Origin of the sequence: Zeaxanthinibacter enoshimensis, from assembly GCF_004362865.1 — a bacterium.
Taxonomy (GTDB): Bacteria; Bacteroidota; Bacteroidia; order Flavobacteriales; family Flavobacteriaceae; genus Zeaxanthinibacter; species Zeaxanthinibacter enoshimensis.
Window position 1 is genome coordinate 560,242 of record NZ_SNYI01000001.1, and the last position, 17,147, is coordinate 577,388.

General features: G+C 47.4%; 13 protein-coding genes. 11 read left to right on the forward strand and 2 right to left on the reverse strand.

Going from position 1 to position 17,147, the window contains the following annotated elements; genetic code table 11:
• Positions 1–104: 104 nt before the first annotated feature.
• Genes CLV82_RS02500 through CLV82_RS02510 form a run of 3 tightly spaced genes read left to right on the forward strand, consistent with a single transcriptional unit; the run spans position 105 to position 5,605 of the window.
• Positions 105–1,175, forward strand: a complete 1,071-nt coding sequence (locus CLV82_RS02500; RefSeq protein ID WP_133642717.1) for a mechanosensitive ion channel family protein — start codon at positions 105–107, stop codon at positions 1,173–1,175.
• Between the two features lie 31 nt (positions 1,176–1,206).
• A complete protein-coding gene (locus CLV82_RS02505; RefSeq protein WP_133642718.1) occupies positions 1,207–4,719 on the forward strand; it encodes a TraB/GumN family protein in 3,513 nt (1,170 codons plus the stop codon).
• A 28-nt stretch (positions 4,720–4,747) separates the two neighbouring features.
• The gene (locus CLV82_RS02510) at positions 4,748–5,605 is read left to right on the forward strand and encodes an N-acetylmuramoyl-L-alanine amidase-like domain-containing protein (RefSeq protein WP_133642719.1); all 858 of its coding nucleotides are present in this window, start codon (positions 4,748–4,750) and stop codon (positions 5,603–5,605) included.
• Positions 5,606–6,720: 1,115 nt separating this feature from the next.
• On the opposite strand, the gene CLV82_RS02515 is transcribed toward CLV82_RS02510, so the two are convergent.
• Positions 6,721–7,533: a ThuA domain-containing protein gene (locus CLV82_RS02515; RefSeq protein ID WP_243744123.1), complete on the reverse strand. Its 813-nt coding sequence runs from the start codon at positions 7,531–7,533 to the stop codon at positions 6,721–6,723.
• Positions 7,534–7,849: 316 nt separating this feature from the next.
• A complete protein-coding gene (locus CLV82_RS02520) occupies positions 7,850–8,740 on the reverse strand; it encodes an AraC family transcriptional regulator (RefSeq protein WP_133643440.1) in 891 nt (296 codons plus the stop codon).
• Between the two features lie 180 nt (positions 8,741–8,920).
• Between CLV82_RS02520 and hemA the strand changes: the two genes are divergently transcribed.
• The 8 genes from hemA to CLV82_RS02560 all read left to right on the forward strand — a co-directional run bounded on the left by hemA (position 8,921) and on the right by CLV82_RS02560 (position 17,109).
• Positions 8,921–10,177 carry a glutamyl-tRNA reductase gene (gene hemA / locus CLV82_RS02525; RefSeq protein WP_133642720.1) on the forward strand — a complete coding sequence of 419 codons (1,257 nt, stop codon included), beginning with the start codon at positions 8,921–8,923 and terminating at the stop codon, positions 10,175–10,177.
• Positions 10,174–11,148: a hydroxymethylbilane synthase gene (gene hemC / locus CLV82_RS02530; RefSeq protein ID WP_133642721.1), complete on the forward strand. Its 975-nt coding sequence runs from the start codon at positions 10,174–10,176 to the stop codon at positions 11,146–11,148. Before hemA ends, hemC begins: the two co-directional genes overlap by 4 nt.
• Positions 11,108–11,929, forward strand: a complete 822-nt coding sequence (locus CLV82_RS02535; RefSeq protein ID WP_133642722.1) for a uroporphyrinogen-III synthase — start codon at positions 11,108–11,110, stop codon at positions 11,927–11,929. Before hemC ends, CLV82_RS02535 begins: the two co-directional genes overlap by 41 nt.
• Before the next feature lie 18 nt (positions 11,930–11,947).
• Positions 11,948–12,976: a uroporphyrinogen decarboxylase gene (gene hemE / locus CLV82_RS02540; protein WP_133642723.1), complete on the forward strand. Its 1,029-nt coding sequence runs from the start codon at positions 11,948–11,950 to the stop codon at positions 12,974–12,976.
• A complete protein-coding gene (gene hemF, locus CLV82_RS02545) occupies positions 12,973–13,875 on the forward strand; it encodes an oxygen-dependent coproporphyrinogen oxidase (RefSeq protein WP_133642724.1) in 903 nt (300 codons plus the stop codon). The genes hemE and hemF overlap by 4 nt, the downstream gene beginning before the upstream one ends.
• Before the next feature lie 10 nt (positions 13,876–13,885).
• On the forward strand, positions 13,886–14,677 hold the full coding sequence (locus CLV82_RS02550) for a PhzF family phenazine biosynthesis protein (RefSeq protein WP_133642725.1): 792 nt from the start codon (positions 13,886–13,888) through the stop codon (positions 14,675–14,677).
• Between the two features lie 123 nt (positions 14,678–14,800).
• Positions 14,801–15,790: a porphobilinogen synthase gene (gene hemB, locus CLV82_RS02555; protein WP_133642726.1), complete on the forward strand. Its 990-nt coding sequence runs from the start codon at positions 14,801–14,803 to the stop codon at positions 15,788–15,790.
• Positions 15,791–15,909: 119 nt separating this feature from the next.
• A complete protein-coding gene (locus CLV82_RS02560) occupies positions 15,910–17,109 on the forward strand; it encodes a serine hydrolase domain-containing protein (RefSeq protein ID WP_243744124.1) in 1,200 nt (399 codons plus the stop codon).
• Positions 17,110–17,147 lie beyond the last annotated feature (38 nt).

A 17,147-nucleotide genomic window follows, 5' to 3' on the forward strand; every position in this document is an offset into this window, starting at 1 on the left:
ACTATCCCGCAGACCCCTCTAAATACTTTAAATGCAGTTATCGAGAAAACTAATTTTACGGATACAGCACGGTTAGACCGTTCCTATTGTTAATTTATAGTGCTATGCTAGAAGATTTTATGCAACGGGATGCGCTGATGTATTTACTGGGGACCTTTATAGGGTTAGTAATCCTGTATTTCGTAGTGATCGGTATTCTGAGAAAACTGGGGAAGAATCCTGAAAATCTAATCCCCACGGATACCGTAAGAAAAACAGCAAAACCCATATTCCTGATCTTTCTTTCGTTCCTGCTCCGCATGGAAGCACTCCGGGAACTCCTGGGCCTTGAGGATTACGCATATTACTTCCGGAAGGGAAGCACCATACTACTGATCTTTGCCGTTACCTGGTTGATCATACAGGTGATCACGCTGGCGAAAGACCTGGTGGTTCAGCAGTATGACATGAATACCGAGAACAATCTAAGGGCTCGGAAAGTATATACCCAGTTCAATATTTTGGAACGCATTGTTATCTTTCTCCTGGTGATCCTCGCCCTCGGCATCGCCCTGATGAGTTTTGAAAGTATCCGGGAGATCGGGGTCAGTATTTTTGCTTCTGCAGGGGTAGCAGGAATTATCATCGGGTTCTCTGCACAGAAAATGATAGGCACTATCCTTGCCGGAATACAGATCGCCATCACCCAACCTATAAAAATTGATGATGTGGTCATCGTAGAAGGAGAGTGGGGACGCATAGAGGAGATTCGGCTCACCTATGTGGTGATCGCCATCTGGGACAAAAGAAGACTGGTGGTCCCTACCACTTATTTTATCGATACACCCTTCCAGAACTGGACCAAAACTTCGGCCGATATCCTGGGAACCGTATACCTTTACCTGGACTACACTGTCCCATTTGACCAGCTGCGTGATGAGCTTACACGCATCCTGGAAAATACAGGACTATGGGATAAAAAGGTGAATAACATCCAAGTGACCGATTCCAAGCCACACCACGTGGAGGTCCGGGCCCTGATGAGCGCCAAGGACTCTCCTACCGCATGGGACCTCAGGGTCCACGTACGCGAACAACTTATAACCTTTCTACAATCTAATTATCCAGACAGCCTCGCCAAAACCCGTGTTTTCCTGAAAAATCCTGAAGGACAGGGAAATACGCAAGAGAAATAGACGTTAATATTAATATGTAAACCTATTTACTATGCGCTGGCTACTCCCCCTATTGTGGACCTGCTTTATTATTCCCTCCTGGTCGCAAGATGACAACAGCTTGCTTTGGGAAATATCAGGCAATGGTCTGGAAAAGACATCATACCTCTACGGCACCATGCACGTGAGTAAGAAAATTGCCTTTCACCTCGATGATGTTTTTTACGATGCCCTTGACCAGAGCGAGGTCATTGCACTGGAATCTGATCCGGCTACCTGGCTGGAGAACGACACCGAAACAGGCACCCTGAGCAGGGCTGGGAAAGTGGGCTTTAACCCCAAAGGATTTTATACCGATGCTTTCGCCATGAGGGCGCCGGACAAAAAGGATATTGCAAATTTTATTGCCTCTGAAGACGGGCTGGTGAACAGCATTCTATATCGTACAGACCAGTATGCACAGGATTTTGAAGAAGACACTTACCTGGACATGTTTATTTACCGGGCAGGAAGCAAATTTCATAAACCTGTATTGGCCCTGGAAGACCTGGAGGAATCCAGTACCCTGGTGGCCCTGGCAAGCATGAATGCGATGAAAAAGAAACCAGATGCCTGGTTACAGGAGCGCATCCAACAGGGCAACCTGATGTCCCTGATGCAAGACGCCTACCGGGAAAGGAACATCGCCCTGCTCGATTCGATCGACAAAGCCATGTATACCGATCATTACCTGGAGAATATGCTGTATATCCGTAACCGAAATATGGTGCATAAACTGGATTCGGCCATCCGTCACCAGAAGGTATTTGCCGGAATCGGGGCTGCTCATCTCCCGGGTAAAGAAGGAGTTCTCGCACTTCTGCGCGAAAGAGGATATACCGTGAAACCATTAGTCTCAGAAAGCAGTGTAAAGGGACAGGAACTGAAACACAAATTTGTACAGACTTTCCGGGAACCCCTGGGAAGTACACAGACCACTGACGACAAATTCTTCAGTCTTGACCTGCCGGCCCCGTTATACCCGGTAGTAGAAAAATCACACACTACTTATATCTCACCGGATCTTCCCAATGGCGCCTACCTGATGGTACATCGAATTCCGACATATCGCTTCCTTAACCCGGAAAGCGATATAGAATTACATGACCTGGAGGATATGCTGTTTGAGAATATACCAGGAACCATCCTTGAAAAATCAATTATCGAAAAACAAGGCTTTAAAGGGCTGGATCTGAAGAACCGTTTAAAGAACGGTGACTACCAGCATTACCAGATCTACCAGACGCCGCTGGAGATCCTGGTTTTTAAGCTGGCCGGAGAAAGCGATTATTCCGCCCGTTTTGGTCCAGCCCTTTTTAAGAGCCTGCAGTTTCACATCCCAGGACAAAAGGAAATAGAGTTGAGTTCCGGTTTCAATAGTTTTCAGGTGACGATGCCCGCCTTGTACCGCTTCACGAACCGTTACCGTCACGGGAACCGACAGTTGGAAGGATATGATCCCGGGAATGGAAATTATTATTTCCTGCATAAGGTTACCCTGAATGATTTTGATTACATCGAATCAGACGAATTTGAATTAAAGCAGATCCAGTTAAGGCTCTACCAGGCGTATGGTTTGGAAGGGACATACCAGGATGAACAACCCAACAGCCTGGTTTCCTCGGCTATCTTCGATAAATTAAAAGGGCTAGAATTGCGGCTCAAAACCATAAAGCGTGGGAATGATTATTACCTGCTTGGATGTCTTGGCAAAGACCAGGCGTCTTCACAACAGTACTTTGATTCTTTCAAATTTGGTGCTCCCCGATATGTTGAAAATTTTGAAATGATCAGGGATACGGCTATGCTTTTTACCACGGTCTCCCCGGTGGCTCCGAAGAAATTCGTGGAGATTAGCGGGCAGGGTTATGATCGAAAGAAACAGAAAGATTATATGCCTTATTCCAAGAAAACGGTTTACCAGTATAAGAATAACGAAGCTATCACAGTATTGGTAAACAAGAGTCACGAATACATGACCCTGGCTTCTGTGGATTCGGCATGGGCAGGCAGGAAAAGGCGTTATACAAAAAAGACCTTTAAGATCAGTGAAGCTATTACCAGGTCCTCTCCTGACGGCTTTCATGAATTACAGATGACCCTCACCGATACGGCCAGCAGTCGTTTTATTTTGGTCAAGAATGTGATCAAAGGAAGCCTTTTATATGAACTTAAGGCCGGGGGAGACACCCTGCAACCTCTTAGCCCATTCGTCAAAGAGTTCTTTGAAAACTTCAGACCGATGGATACCCTTATAGGCCGGGAACTGACGGAGGATAAGACCAATGACTTTTTCGCGGCGCTCAGGGCCAATGACAGCATTGTGCTGGATGGCTATCGCTACCTGCGGTTCACAGAGAAACATGCAGACAGCCTGATGCAGTTAGTAGGAACATTTGATTTCCCGGAAGACAAAGGGCATATCCGGACCCATTTACTGAGACAATTGGGAAGAATGGAGCTACCGGAAGTTGAGAAGTTCCTGTTACAGTATTACGAAGAGGCTTATACGGATGCTATGGCCCAATCCAAAATACTGCAGGCTATCACCCAGAAGAATAACAATAGTGCCGCCAGGCAGTTGCTGAACTTATTATCCAAAGACTTGCCCCTGGCATCTAACGTCTACGAGATCAACAAGATCTTTGAGCCGTTCAGGGACAGTTTACCCATGGCCAGGGAATTATTCCCCGAACTCCTGGCGTACCATCCTATTGAGGAATACAAGGAGCCGGTACTGGAATTATTATCGGGCCTCCTCTCCGAAAATCTGATACGCCCAAAACATTTCAAAAAATATAAAATGGCCCTGCTCAATGACGCCAGGATGCAGTTAAAGCGTCAACTGGCCCTGGAGGCAGAACCCGGACAGAAGGTGAGCCGAAAGCAGAAACAGTACAGGAAATTATTGCATGATTACGCGGTAGTGCTCTTCCCATTCCGTTCGGATAAGAATGTAGCTGCTTTTTTTCACAAGCTGGACTGGGTTCAGGACGCTAGGATACAGGTACGCCTCATTGCCCTGAAGGCAAAGGCTGACAGCCATATACCTAATGGTATTATCGCAGACCTGGCAAGGGATAAAAACAGTCGAATCTTACTATTTGATGTATTGAGTGTAGCAGGGCACCTGGGGTTGATCCCGGAGGAATTCCGCCGGCCCGAAGCCCTCGCCGAAGCTGCATTATTCGAGGATTCAACTTTCCAGCCTGATTTTGATACCGTTGAGTATATTGATTCGAGAACTCTGGAAAATGAGGGGCGGGAGTACACTGCTTTTTACTTCAAAAAGAAGAACAAACTGGATTACTATAAAGACTACAAGATGCATGTGGTAATCTATAAGGCCGGTGAACTGCCCTCTACCACCCCGGCCTATGCCAATGACGGGCTGCGGATCGCCGATATCGAGACCGATGCTGAAGTGATGGAGCGGGTGACTGAAGCCTTCCTGATAAGGGATCGTCCAAGGGCTGTGGTTTTTGATCCTGATGCCTACCAGGGGTATGCACAATTCGGATATTAAAATGTATTTTTAGGGTCAAATCAGGCCCATGAAAAAACTCTTTGTATTCTTTATATTTCTCCTCGGGTATAGCAGTACCAGTGCACAGGCTATTGTATGTTCTGATGCGGATCGTCAAAAATTCCAAGATAAGGTCAGGCAGCTGGATGACATGGATATTAAAGACTTCGGAGAGACACTAGTCGCCATCGGCAAAACCTTTATCGGTGTCCCTTACGTTGCTCAAACCCTGGAAGTCGGAGATAAAGAGTCATTGGTAGTCAACCTGCATGGCCTGGACTGTACTACATTTGTTGAGAATGTACTGGCCTTTGCCCGGCTCCTGGAACAAGATAGATATGATTTTGACAGTTATACCGATGCCCTTGAGCAAATAAGGTATCGCAATGGTCAGCTGGATGGGTACGGCTCGCGACTTCATTATTTCACGGACTGGATCGCTGATAATGAGAAAAAGGGATTGGTAAAAGATATTACCGCCGAGATCGGGGGGAGTATAGTTAACAAACCCATTAATTTTATGAGTTCCCATCGCGAACTCTATCCTTTCCTGGCAGATGACGCTAATTACGAGCAGGTGAAGTCGGCCGAAAACCGTCTCAACAGTAAAGAACTCTGTGTTCTGCCACGGGAGGACATCGCTGCCCATGAAAACAGAATCCAGTCAGGGGATATTATTGCCCTGGCAACCTCTATTGAAGGTCTAGACGTTACCCATACCGGGATCGCCACCCGGGAGGCCGATGGCCGCATCCACCTGCTGCATGCCTCTACTGGCTCCATGCAGGTCGAAGTATCCGAACTACCGCTGGCAGATTACCTGAAGCAGATCAGTAAGAATACCGGCATTATAGTCGTAAGGCCCTTGCCTCAGAAGCCGGAATAGTCTCTGTTCAGCATTAGATCTTACAGGTCTCCTAATCAAACCGTAAGCACACTACTGTGAAATATAGCTCCCAGTTTGCAGCCTGCCAGAGGCCCGTCCGACCGGCACCTGCCCGTACTGCGTATATGCTGGCGGGCGGGCGGGCAAGTAAATGTGTGGTTTGAAGTTTGAGGTTTGAGGTTCGATGTTCGATGTTCGATGTTCGATGTTCAAGAAATCACCCTAAACACTGCAAGATTTATGCATTGAAATCTGTTAACTTGAAATCGGGGCGGGGTTAAGAACCCCGGTTTGTTAGTTTGAGGTTCGAGGTTTGAGGTTCGAGGTTTGCAGTTCACTGTTGGTGGTTTTCTGGGTAAACTTTTTTCCGCATCACCGTATCACCGTATCACCCGCCCGAACGTGCCGTTCGGTACGGGCGGGCCGCATCACTGATTTTACGATTATCCGGTTTGACGGCGTGACAATAGTCGCTTCCCCTGCAAGTTTTTTGCAGCATAACGTCTTAACTTATGACCGGGGCGGGGTTAAGAACCCCGGTTTGTTAGTTTGAGGTTTGAGGTTCGAGGTTTGCAGTTCACTGTTGGTGGTTTTCTGGGTAAACTTTTTTCCGCATCACCGTATCACCGTATCACCCGCCCGAACGTGCCGTTCGGTACGGGCGGGCCGCATCACTGATTTTACGATTATCCGGTTTGACGGCGTGACAATAGTCGCTTCCCCTGCAAGTTTTTTGCAGCATAACGTCTTAACTTATGACCGGGGCGGGGCTAAGAACCCCGGTTTTCAGTTGGCAGTTTCCAGTTAGCAGTAGGCAGTGGGCAGTGGTCAGTTTGCAGTACGGTTATGGATGACTAATTAGTTCCGAGGTTCGTCATACTAGTAGAGCTTCCTATCCCCCTTGTCCCTTCTGTCACCTTTGTCACCTCTTTGTACCTATGTTCTCGTGTTCGCGGTTCACGGTTCACGGTTTACGGTTTACGGTTTACGGTTTACGGTTAAGAATAATTAAAGTTTCAAGGTTCATCATTCAAGTAAAGCTTCCTGTCCCCTTGTCCCCTCTGTGCCCTTTGTCACCTCTTTGTACCTTTGTACCTAACCTTCCGCATGAGCAACTAATTCTTACCTGACGTTCTTCCGAGACAATATTGTATTCCGCCCAGCAGGTGCTGTTGAAATACCGGGTCGTCATAAGCTTCCTCCGTATGCCCTAAACCGGTGTAGAAAGAGCGCCCCCCGTCAAACTGGTGGTACCACGCAATCGGGTGTTCTCCCCCGTTTTCACCACCACTATAGGTACTCTCATCCAACCTCAACAGCACGTTGATCTGGGGGTTCAGGTCCTTAAAATTGTACCATTCATCTATGTGAGTCCAGCTATCACCTAAGTGGGCTGTCGCAGGATGGTTCTTGTCGGCTACGATCAGGGTAGCCTCCTGTACCTCCGGGTGACTCTTAAAATAGCCCCCGACCAGTTTACCATACCAGCCCCAGTCGTATTCGGTATCCGTGGCGGCGTGGATTCCCATAAAATTCCCTCCATTCTTGATGTAATCCTGGAATTCTTCCTGTTGGGCCGAGTTAAGAACATCCTGGGTGGTACTCAGGAAGATTACCATCGCGTATTTGGTCAACTCTGTCGACGTAAACATTCCCGAATCTTCCGTTTGTGTGATTGTAAAATCATTAGCGGTTCCCAGGGCTTTCAGGGTTTCCACTCCTTTTTCAATAGAACTGTGTCGGTATCCTGCAGTCTTGGTGAATACAAGGATTTTTGCAGCTGCTGTAGTGCTGTCAGTTTCTTCAACATCGGGGATAGTATCATTCATCCCGGTATCTCCCAGGACTGTATTAGGCTCTTCAACACATCCGGCCAGGCCTAACGTGAACAGGATGGTGATAAACAGATGTAAATATGTAGTTTTCATAATGCAAAAGATTTGAGGCTGATTGCGTAGGTGCAATCGCACATAAATTTCCGACACTCAGGACACTAAAGTTGAGCCTATCCGTAAAATTTAGTGCGCGGAAAATGTATCAATAGCATTATTTATTGGCACTCCTGACTACTCCCAGGCAGAAGGTTGTTAAATTGATCTGGCTTGCCGGTTAGGGTGATATGTTAAAAAGACATTCCTGTGATATCCCACTATATTTTAAAGTGTTTTTACCGCATTCCAGGGAAGTGCTTTTCTGGAGAGCACGATCTTATTAGCAGACAATCCCCGGGTATTTTTCATTTAATTATCCCCCCAGGGACATGATATACTTCTTCGGGGTAGTACCGTACTTTTTCTTAAAGGAAGCTATAAAATGGCTGGAAGTGCTGTACCCCACTTTGAGTCCGACTTCATTGACATTGTATTGTCCGGTTTCCAGCATTTTCCTTGCGTATTCCATTTTGTAATCGAACAGGAAACTGTACACCGTATCCCCGTATATCTGCTTGAACCCCTCTTTGAGTTTCTTCAGGCTGAGCCCAATCTCATCTGATAATTCCTGCAAACCCGGTGGTTCAGCCATGCGGGAAATGACAATTTCCTTGGCTCTCCGGATACGCTTCACATTGTCTTCATCTACCAGGAACGGACATTGCTCCCGGTCAAAATCTTCATTCTTATTAAAGTAAAGCGCCATTAATTCGTACACCTTTGCCTTTAGGTAAAGATCCTTGATAGAAGGGTGCAGGTGGTAATTCATGATCTGGCTCAGCACAACGGCTATGGCCGGGCTCACAACCTCCTGGGCATAATACTTCTTATCCTTGTTCTCTGATGTCAGGAAGTGAATGTAATCGGCCTCCTTGGAGAATAGCGAGTGGAATTTACGGAGTGTCATCACCACGGAGATCATCCAGCTTTTGGGGCTGAGATCCACGTTCATGGGCAGGTCTAACTGGGTGTTATATAACAAAAGTGAGTTCTCATCAGAGATATCCAGGGCATAACGTCCGTCGTTAAAAATAAACTTGGCGTGACCTTTTAAACAAAAGTGAAATTGTATGTGGGAGCTGTCTATCTGCCTTTTTACCTTCTGCTGCGTATCGCTTTCGTTCTGCAATTTAAGCACGAAAAAACCGTCATCTACGATAACTTCATCGGCTGACCCTGAAGCGACATTTTTTGTGGTATCCATCGATTCCATCTGTCCTTTTTTATTTAGAATTATTCTAAATAGAAGAGCTGAGAGCCCTAATATTTACTGTAAAAGTAGCTAATTCTCTACGACTTAGCGGCTTTCGATATAAAAAGTTCTTCCAGCGTTATTTTTGCACCCCATGCGATTATAATTTTGTGCCCGACCGATTGGTGACGTATGACTAATTACAACATTTCTAAACACAGCTCTTTTTATACTGTAGGCCTCAGTTACCTGAAGGCCGATGCCGAGGTAAGGGGGATGTTCAGCCTGGACGCCGCTGCCAAAGACGCCTTGCTACAACAGGCACAGAGCGATGGTATCGAGGGGCTGCTGCTTATTTCTACCTGTAACCGTACAGAATTACACGGTTTTGCACAGCATCCGTACCAGCTGATCAAACTGTTGTGTGATCATACCAATGGAAATGTTGAAGCATTCCAGAAGGTCGCCTATATCTACAAAAACAACGAAGCTATCACTCACCTCTTCAGGGTGGGCACCGGCCTGGACAGCCAGATCCTGGGCGATTTTGAGATCATCAGCCAGATCAAACAGGGATTTTACCATTCAAAACAATACGGCTTGACCAACCATTTCCTGGAACGCCTTTGCAACGCGGTGATACAGGCAAGCAAACGGATCAAGAATGAAACTGACATCAGCAGTGGCGCTACTTCTGTCGCTTTTGCGTCCGTACAATACATTTTGAAGAATGTTCCGGATATCTCTGAAAAGAACATTTTACTGTTCGGCACGGGGAAGATAGGTCGCAATACTTGTGAAAACCTGGTTAAACATACCGATAATAAACACATCACCCTGATCAACCGCACCCGTGATAAAGCGGAAAAGATCGCCGGGAAATTCAACCTGGTAGTAAAAGATTACGGGGAGTTGCAGACAGAGATCCGTAAAACTGATGTCCTGGTAGTCGCAACCGGTGCGCAGTCTCCTACCATCAATAAATCTTTGTTATACTGCCGTAAACCCCTGCTCATCCTGGATCTTTCTATTCCTAAGAATGTTGCAAATGATGTGGCCGAATTGGAAGGCGTGAAGGTATTACACCTGGATGCCCTTTCCCAAATGACTGATGAGACCCTGGAGAAACGCAGAAAGCATGTCCCAAAGGCAGAAGAGATCATTGCCGAAGTACAACGCGATTTCACAAACTGGCTGGAGACACGAAAATTTGCACCTGTCATCAAAGCACTGAAAAAGAAATTAAAGACGATGAAGGACGAAGAACTCGACTTCCAGTCTAAAAAATTAGGGGATTTTAACGCGGAACAGGTAGACCTGGTATCTAACCGTATTATTCATAAGATCACCCGTCACTTCGCCAACCACCTGAAACATGCAGATATAGATTCTGACGAGAGCCTCCAGCTGATCAAAGAAGTTTTCCAATTAGAAGAGGGATTGCAATGAAGAAAGTGATCCGGATGGGCACACGCGACAGCGAACTTGCGCTGTGGCAGGCAAATACCGTAAAAGACAGGCTTGAAGCGCTGGGGTACCAGTGCGAATTAGTGCCGGTAAAATCTACCGGCGACCTGCAACTGGACCAACCATTATACGAACTGGGAATCACCGGCATCTTTACTAAAACACTTGATGTCGCCATGATCAGAGGAACGATCGATATCGCGGTACATTCCATGAAAGATGTACCCACTGCCCTCCCCAAAGGGATCGTACAGGCGGCTGTACTCCCAAGAGCTAATCCACGTGACATCCTTGTTCATAAAGGAACAGATTTCCTGAACAGCGAGGGAAAGGTGGCTACCGGCAGCCTCAGGCGAAAGGCACAATGGCTGCACAGGTATCCCCTGCATGAAATGATGCCCCTGCGCGGAAACGTGAATACCCGTCTACAGAAATTACAGGACAACGACTGGAATGCCGCCATCTTTGCAGCAGCCGGACTGGAACGAATAGACAAATTACCAGAGAACTACACCGAGCTACAATGGATGATTCCCGCACCTGCCCAGGGAGCCATGATGGTGGTCGCCATGGAAAATGACCGGGAGTGCCGCGAGATACTCGCTCAATTGAACGACCAAGACACCGAAATTTGTACCCGGGTAGAGCGCGATTTCCTTCGTGAACTGGAAGGTGGATGTACGGCTCCTATCGGAGCTCTCGCTACCATTGAACAGAATAAACTCTTTTTTGAAGGTGTCCTACTGTCACTGGACGGGGAGCAGCGCCTTACAGTAAAAGAAGAATGTCCCCTGGACCAGCTTCAAGGTTTCGGGAACCGTTGTGCGCAACAGCTACTTATGCGAGGAGGCACAGAATTGATGCGGCAGATCAGGCAGGAAATGAATTCCACCCAACCCTCCCCGGAAGGAAATGAAACAGGAGAACGGAATGATCTACCCAAAACTTCCTAAGGCCATGACCGCAAAGACAGGATCTGAAACAGAATTGTCAAGGCAGGAAACCACTGCAGGGGGTGACCCCTTACAGAAACCACTTTCCGCAGCCGACTCCCAGGGTAAAAAAAGCAGCATCCTCTCAACGAAGAAATTAAGTACCCCAAAGAAAACTCCGCTCTTGGCAGCGGGTTACAGGGTGGAGGATTACGACGCCATCACGACCATAGCTGTTGCCTTTGAAACTGACGGCAAGGCAGATCATTATATTTTTACGAGCCAGAACGGTGTTGAACATTTCTTGAAAGGAAGAACTGCACCAAGGGAAGTATCGGGAATAAGTACGTTCTGTGTCGGCGATAAAACTAGGATTCTGCTTGAACAGCATGGGTTTAAGGTGCAGAAATCTGCAGAAAATGCGTCAGAACTGGCGAAATTCCTTGTAAAAAACCATAAAAACGACTCCTTTCTGTTTTTTTGCGGGATGAGGCGCATGCCAACCCTACGACAAATTTTTGATGAGAACAGGATGGATCTCAGGGAAGTTGAGGTGTACGATACTGTCCTCCAAAGCAAATCATTCCCTCAGTCGTTTGGGGCTGTATTATTCTTCAGTCCTTCAGGAGTGGAGAGTTTTAGCAGGGAGAACGATCTGCACAATACCTTCGCGTATTGCATAGGGCCCACCACTGCCCGTGCAGCACGCCTTTATACGAACCATATTTGTATTGCCGAAGAACCTACCGTAGAATCAACGGTACAGGCAGTACTCGATAATCCACCGGCCTTTACAGAATAAGGCAGGAAACAAGAAACTATGATTAAGAACGATCTATTTTTACGCGCTTTAAAAGGGGAAACAGTAGAACGCCCCCCTGTATGGATGATGCGACAGGCAGGAAGGTACTTGCCCGAATTCATGGCCATCAAAAAAGAATATGATTTCTTTACCCGTTGCCAGACCCCGGATCTCGCTTCGGAGATCACCGTTCAGCCTATCCGAAGGTATGGGATGGATGCCGCGATACTTTTCAGTGATATCCTTGTCATTCCGCAGGCGATGAATATCGAAGTAGAGATGAAACCCAATTTTGGACCCTATCTTCCTAACCCTATCCGGACAGCTAAAGATGTGGAGCAAGTCATTATACCGGATACCGAGGAAAGTCTTGGCTACGTAATGGAAGCCATTAAATTGACCAAGGAGAAACTGGATAACGAGATTCCCCTGATCGGTTTTGCCGGCTCCCCCTGGACCATCCTTTGCTATTGTGTACAGGGACAGGGCAGTAAGAACTTTGACAAAGCTAAAGCCTTTTGCTTTACCCAGCCTGTTGCCGCTCACCAGTTACTCCAAAAGATCACCGATACCACGATCGACTATCTTAAAGCCAAGGTGCGGGCAGGTGTCGATGCCGTTCAGGTATTCGATTCCTGGGGAGGTATGTTGTCCCCGGAAGATTACACCGAATTCTCCTGGAAATATATCCAGCAGATCATAGATGCCCTGAAGGATGAGGCCCCGGTCATCGTCTTTGGAAAAGGTTGCTGGTTTGCTTTAGGGGATATGGCCAAATCCGGCGCCTCTGCCTTAGGAGTAGACTGGACCTGCTCTGCCAGGAATGCACGGTACCTCAGTGGCGGACAGATTACCCTGCAGGGGAACTTTGACCCGGCGAGACTGCTTTCCCCACCAAAAGAGATCAAAAGAATGGTCACTGAAATGATCGACGCTTTTGGTAAAGACAGGTATATTGCCAACCTCGGCCACGGTATACTTCCCAATATCCCTATTGAGAATGCCGGTGCGTTTGTAGAAGCGGTAAAAGAATACAGGCAAAAATGAAAGAAACCTTCTTCCAATACATACAGGAATTACAGGACCGCATCTGCGAAAGACTGGAACAAGTAGACGGGAAGGCAAAATTCCGTGAAGATCCCTGGGAGAGACCTGAAGGAGGCGGTGGCAGAACCCGGGTGATGGAAAATGGGGCGGTACTTGAAAAAGCGGGTGTTAATATATCCGGGGTTCACGGACCCTTACCTGCCAGCATGCAGGCTTACTTTGGTGTAGGCGATGTGGATTTTTTCGCATGCGGACTAAGCCTGGTCATTCATCCCGGGAATCCCATGGCTCCTACTGTACACGCAAACTGGCGTTATTTTGAAATGTATGATAAAGAAGGACAGATCGTCGATCAATGGTTTGGTGGAGGGCAGGACCTGACCCCCTATTATCTATTTGAGGAAGACGCTAAGCATTTTCACCAGGTTTGTAAAGACGCCTGCGATGCACATGGTCCCGAATTGTATGCGAAATATAAAGAGGCCTGCGATAAGTATTTCTGGAACAGTCACAGGGATGAAGCCCGGGGTATAGGCGGATTGTTCTTTGACCATTTAAAAAAGGACGAAGGACGAAGCATGCGGGATTGGTATAATTTCGTGACAGCAGTAGGAAATAGTTTCCTCGATGCATATATCCCGATCCTTGAAAGACGAAAAGACCTGCCTTACTCCCAGGCAGAACGCAATTGGCAGGAGATCAGGCGTGGGCGATATGTTGAATTTAACCTCGTTCACGACAAGGGCACATTATTTGGCCTGAAGACCAATGGGCGCATAGAAAGTATATTAATGAGTCTCCCCCCGGCCGTGCAGTGGAAATATGACCATCATCCTGAACCGGGGAGTGAAGAAGATAGATTAGTGAAAATTCTGGAACACCCTAAAGACTGGGTATAAGATGTAGATCATGAAACAGAAAATATACCAGGTAGATGCTTTTACGGACACTTTATTTAAAGGGAACCCGGCCGCAGTATGTATCCTGGAGAACTGGATTCCCGACGAACTCATGCAACAAATTGCCGCTGAGAACAACCTCGCAGAAACCGCCTTCGCGGTTCCCGGTGATAAGGCCTACGAACTGAGGTGGTTCACCCCCAAACTAGAGGTCGACCTGTGCGGTCATGCGACCTTGGCTACGGCCTATGTCCTTTTTAACCACTACGGGGCAGAAGGGGATATTATCAGGTTCAGCTCTCCCCGGAGTGGCGACCTCTCCGTAAAACGATCAGAAGACGGGTGGTTGACGCTCGACTTCCCAAAAGACACTATTCAGCCGGACTATCCTTCCGACGAGATTATACAGGCCCTCGGGAAAAGACCATTCGGTTGTTATAAAGGGAAGACAGACTACCTCTACATTTATGAAGAGCAGGAGGATATTGAGGAACTGGACCCGGATTTCTTTCGGATGAGCAAGCTGGATGGCCGAGGAGTCATTGTCTCCGCCCCGGGCAGGGAAACCGATTTTGTCTCACGTTTTTTTGCTCCCCAGGCCGGAATCAATGAGGACCCGGTAACCGGTTCGGCGCATACTACCCTCGCCCCGTACTGGGCAGAACAATTAATAAAAACTAGAATGACTGCAAGGCAGCTCTCGGAAAGAGGAGGATACCTTAAATGCGAAATAGCCGGGAACAGGGTCTATATTTCCGGGCAGGCTGTCCTCTATCTCACCGGCGAAATTGAATTGCCCTGAGACCAGGGTAGTTATCATATTTTTCAGGTTTCTCATGACCTAAGTTCTTAAAAACTGAGAAGGAATTATAGCGGCGTATCAGTGAATTCATTACTTTAAGACGCCTTTATTAAAGCAACGGATATGTATCCATTACGAAGAAACAGGAGATTAAGAAAAAGCGAATCAGTTCGGAGCCTGGTACGGGAAACCCGGCTAAGTCCAAGCGACTTCCTCGTACCCCTCTTCATTGTTGAAGGAAAAAGTGTGCGGGAGGCTATCCCTTCTATGCCGGGGTATTACCGGCTCAGCCTGGATCAACTGGCCAAAGAGGTCCGGGAACTCTGGAGTCTCGGTCTTTCGTCCGTGCTTTTGTTTGTAAAAGTTCCTGACGACCTGAAGGATAATATGGGGAAGGAAGCGATCAATCCCAACGGCCTGATGCAAATGGCAGTAAAGACCGTTAAAGATACCTGCCCGGACATGGTGGTGATGACCGATGTAGCCCTGGATCCTTATTCGATCAACGGGCATGACGGGATCGTGGAAAAAGGTCGCATCCTTAACGACGAAACCGTGAATGTCCTGGCAGAGATGAGCATAACCCATGCGGAAGCCGGTGCTGATTTTGTAGCACCCAGTGATATGATGGATGGCCGTGTCCTTACCATCAGGGAAGCCCTGGAAGAAGAGGGATTCTATAACACGGGCATCATGAGTTACAGCGCCAAATATGCCAGCGCCTTCTACGGACCGTTCCGGGATGCACTGGATTCAGCCCCGGTGGATAAGGGAGATGTCCCAAAGCACAAGAAATCATACCAGATGGACCCGGCAAACAGGCTGGAAGCCCTCCGGGAAGTTACCATGGATATAGATGAAGGTGCCGATATCGTAATGGTGAAACCCGGGCTTTGTTACCTGGACATCGTCCGGGAAATAAGAGATACTGTAAACGTACCCCTTGCCGTATACCAGGTCTCAGGCGAATACGCGATGTTGAAGGCTGCAGTGGAAAAAGGGTGGCTGGACCATGACCCGGTTATGCTGGAACAATTGGTCTCCATCAAAAGAGCAGGTGCGGACATCATAGCCAGTTATTTCGCCAAAGAAGCAGCCCAATTTCTTCAATAATGACAAAACCAAACAGTATTTTTTGGAATTATATACTTTCCAGTATACTCATATTCCTCTTATTTTTTAAAGGTTCCGCTCAAGAAGGATTAGCATATTCAACGCCCCAAAAGGAGGGCTTGGACAGGGAGCTGTTACATGCCAAAGCCGACAGTATTATAACAAATGGTATAAAAAAAGAAGCCTTTCCAGGGGCCCAGGTACTGGTGGCTAAAAGCGGGAAGATCATTTTTCACGAAGTCTACGGATACCATACCTATGACAGTATTCAGAAGGTGGATAAAACGGATCTCTACGACCTGGCTTCTGTAACCAAAATAATGGGGCCTTTACCGGCCCTGATGAAACTGGTGGAAGAAGGAAAACTGGATCTTGATGCTCCCTTTTCCCAGTATTGGAAACCCTGGAAACGACGAAAGGATAAACGCGATATTACCCTGAGAGAACTCCTCGCGCACCAGGCTGGTATGCAACCTTATATTGTGTTCCTCAACGAGGTGCTTGATGACGGGAAACCGAAGCGGCGCTTTGTCCGCTCTGTCCCCTCTGACCGTTTTTCGGCCCAGGCATATGACTCAATCTTTATAAAGAACAGTTTTTCCCGTAAAATGTTCCGGAAGATCAACCGTTCCCCGGTGAAGGCGGAAAAGGAATACCTCTATTCCGGGCTCGCCTCACTTATCTACCCCCAACTCATTGAAGACCTGACAGGTGATTCCTATGAATACTACCTGAAGAAACATTTCTATTTGCCGCTGGGATGCCCTTCCCTCGTATATACGCCTGAGCGTATAGGCTTTCCGAATGCCATCGTACCCACAGAATTTGACACCCTATTCCGTCACGACCTGACCAGGGGTTGGGTACACGATGAAAACGCCTCTCTTATGGGAGGGGTTTCAGGAAATGCCGGGCTGTTTGGTACAGCGATGGACCTGGGAAGGATGATGCAGTTCTACCAAAACTTTGGCTGGCTGGGTAACGAGCAAATTCTGCAGAAAGAAACAGTAAAAGAATTTATCCGGGTTCAATACCCCGATAATGATAACCGGAGGGGACTGGGCTTTGACAAACCGCTGCTGAATAATTCCGAATTGCCATTAGAAGAAGCCTACCCGGCTCCGGCCGCCAGTAAGGCTAGCTTCGGGCATAGCGGATTTACAGGGACTTTTGTATGGGCCGATCCTGAGAAGGAATTGGTCTTTATTTTCTTATCCAACCGGGTCTACCCGGACAGAAGCCACCGTATGCTCTATGAACTCAATATCAGGACTGCACTTCACCAACTCTTCTATGAGAGTCAACTTTCATCGTATTAGCAGAAAAAGTCTGCTCATATTATTACTATCTTGCCCCT

Excerpts from the sequence above, each read along its gene's own strand:
- hemB (WP_133642726.1), top strand. The coding sequence starts at position 14,801 with ATGTATCCATTACGAAGAAACAGGAGATTAAGAAAAAGCGAATCAGTT.
- CLV82_RS02520 (WP_133643440.1), bottom strand. The coding sequence starts at position 8,740 with ATGGATACCACAAAAAATGTCGCTTCAGGGTCAGCCGATGAAGTTATC.
- CLV82_RS02535 (WP_133642722.1), top strand. The coding sequence starts at position 11,108 with ATGAAACAGGAGAACGGAATGATCTACCCAAAACTTCCTAAGGCCATG.
- CLV82_RS02550 (WP_133642725.1), top strand. The coding sequence starts at position 13,886 with ATGAAACAGAAAATATACCAGGTAGATGCTTTTACGGACACTTTATTT.
- hemF (WP_133642724.1), top strand. The coding sequence starts at position 12,973 with ATGAAAGAAACCTTCTTCCAATACATACAGGAATTACAGGACCGCATC.
- CLV82_RS02510 (WP_133642719.1), top strand. The coding sequence starts at position 4,748 with ATGAAAAAACTCTTTGTATTCTTTATATTTCTCCTCGGGTATAGCAGT.
- hemA (WP_133642720.1), top strand. The coding sequence starts at position 8,921 with ATGACTAATTACAACATTTCTAAACACAGCTCTTTTTATACTGTAGGC.
- CLV82_RS02500 (WP_133642717.1), top strand. The coding sequence starts at position 105 with ATGCTAGAAGATTTTATGCAACGGGATGCGCTGATGTATTTACTGGGG.
- CLV82_RS02505 (WP_133642718.1), top strand. The coding sequence starts at position 1,207 with ATGCGCTGGCTACTCCCCCTATTGTGGACCTGCTTTATTATTCCCTCC.
- CLV82_RS02515 (WP_243744123.1), bottom strand. The coding sequence starts at position 7,533 with ATGAAAACTACATATTTACATCTGTTTATCACCATCCTGTTCACGTTA.
- hemC (WP_133642721.1), top strand. The coding sequence starts at position 10,174 with ATGAAGAAAGTGATCCGGATGGGCACACGCGACAGCGAACTTGCGCTG.
- hemE (WP_133642723.1), top strand. The coding sequence starts at position 11,948 with ATGATTAAGAACGATCTATTTTTACGCGCTTTAAAAGGGGAAACAGTA.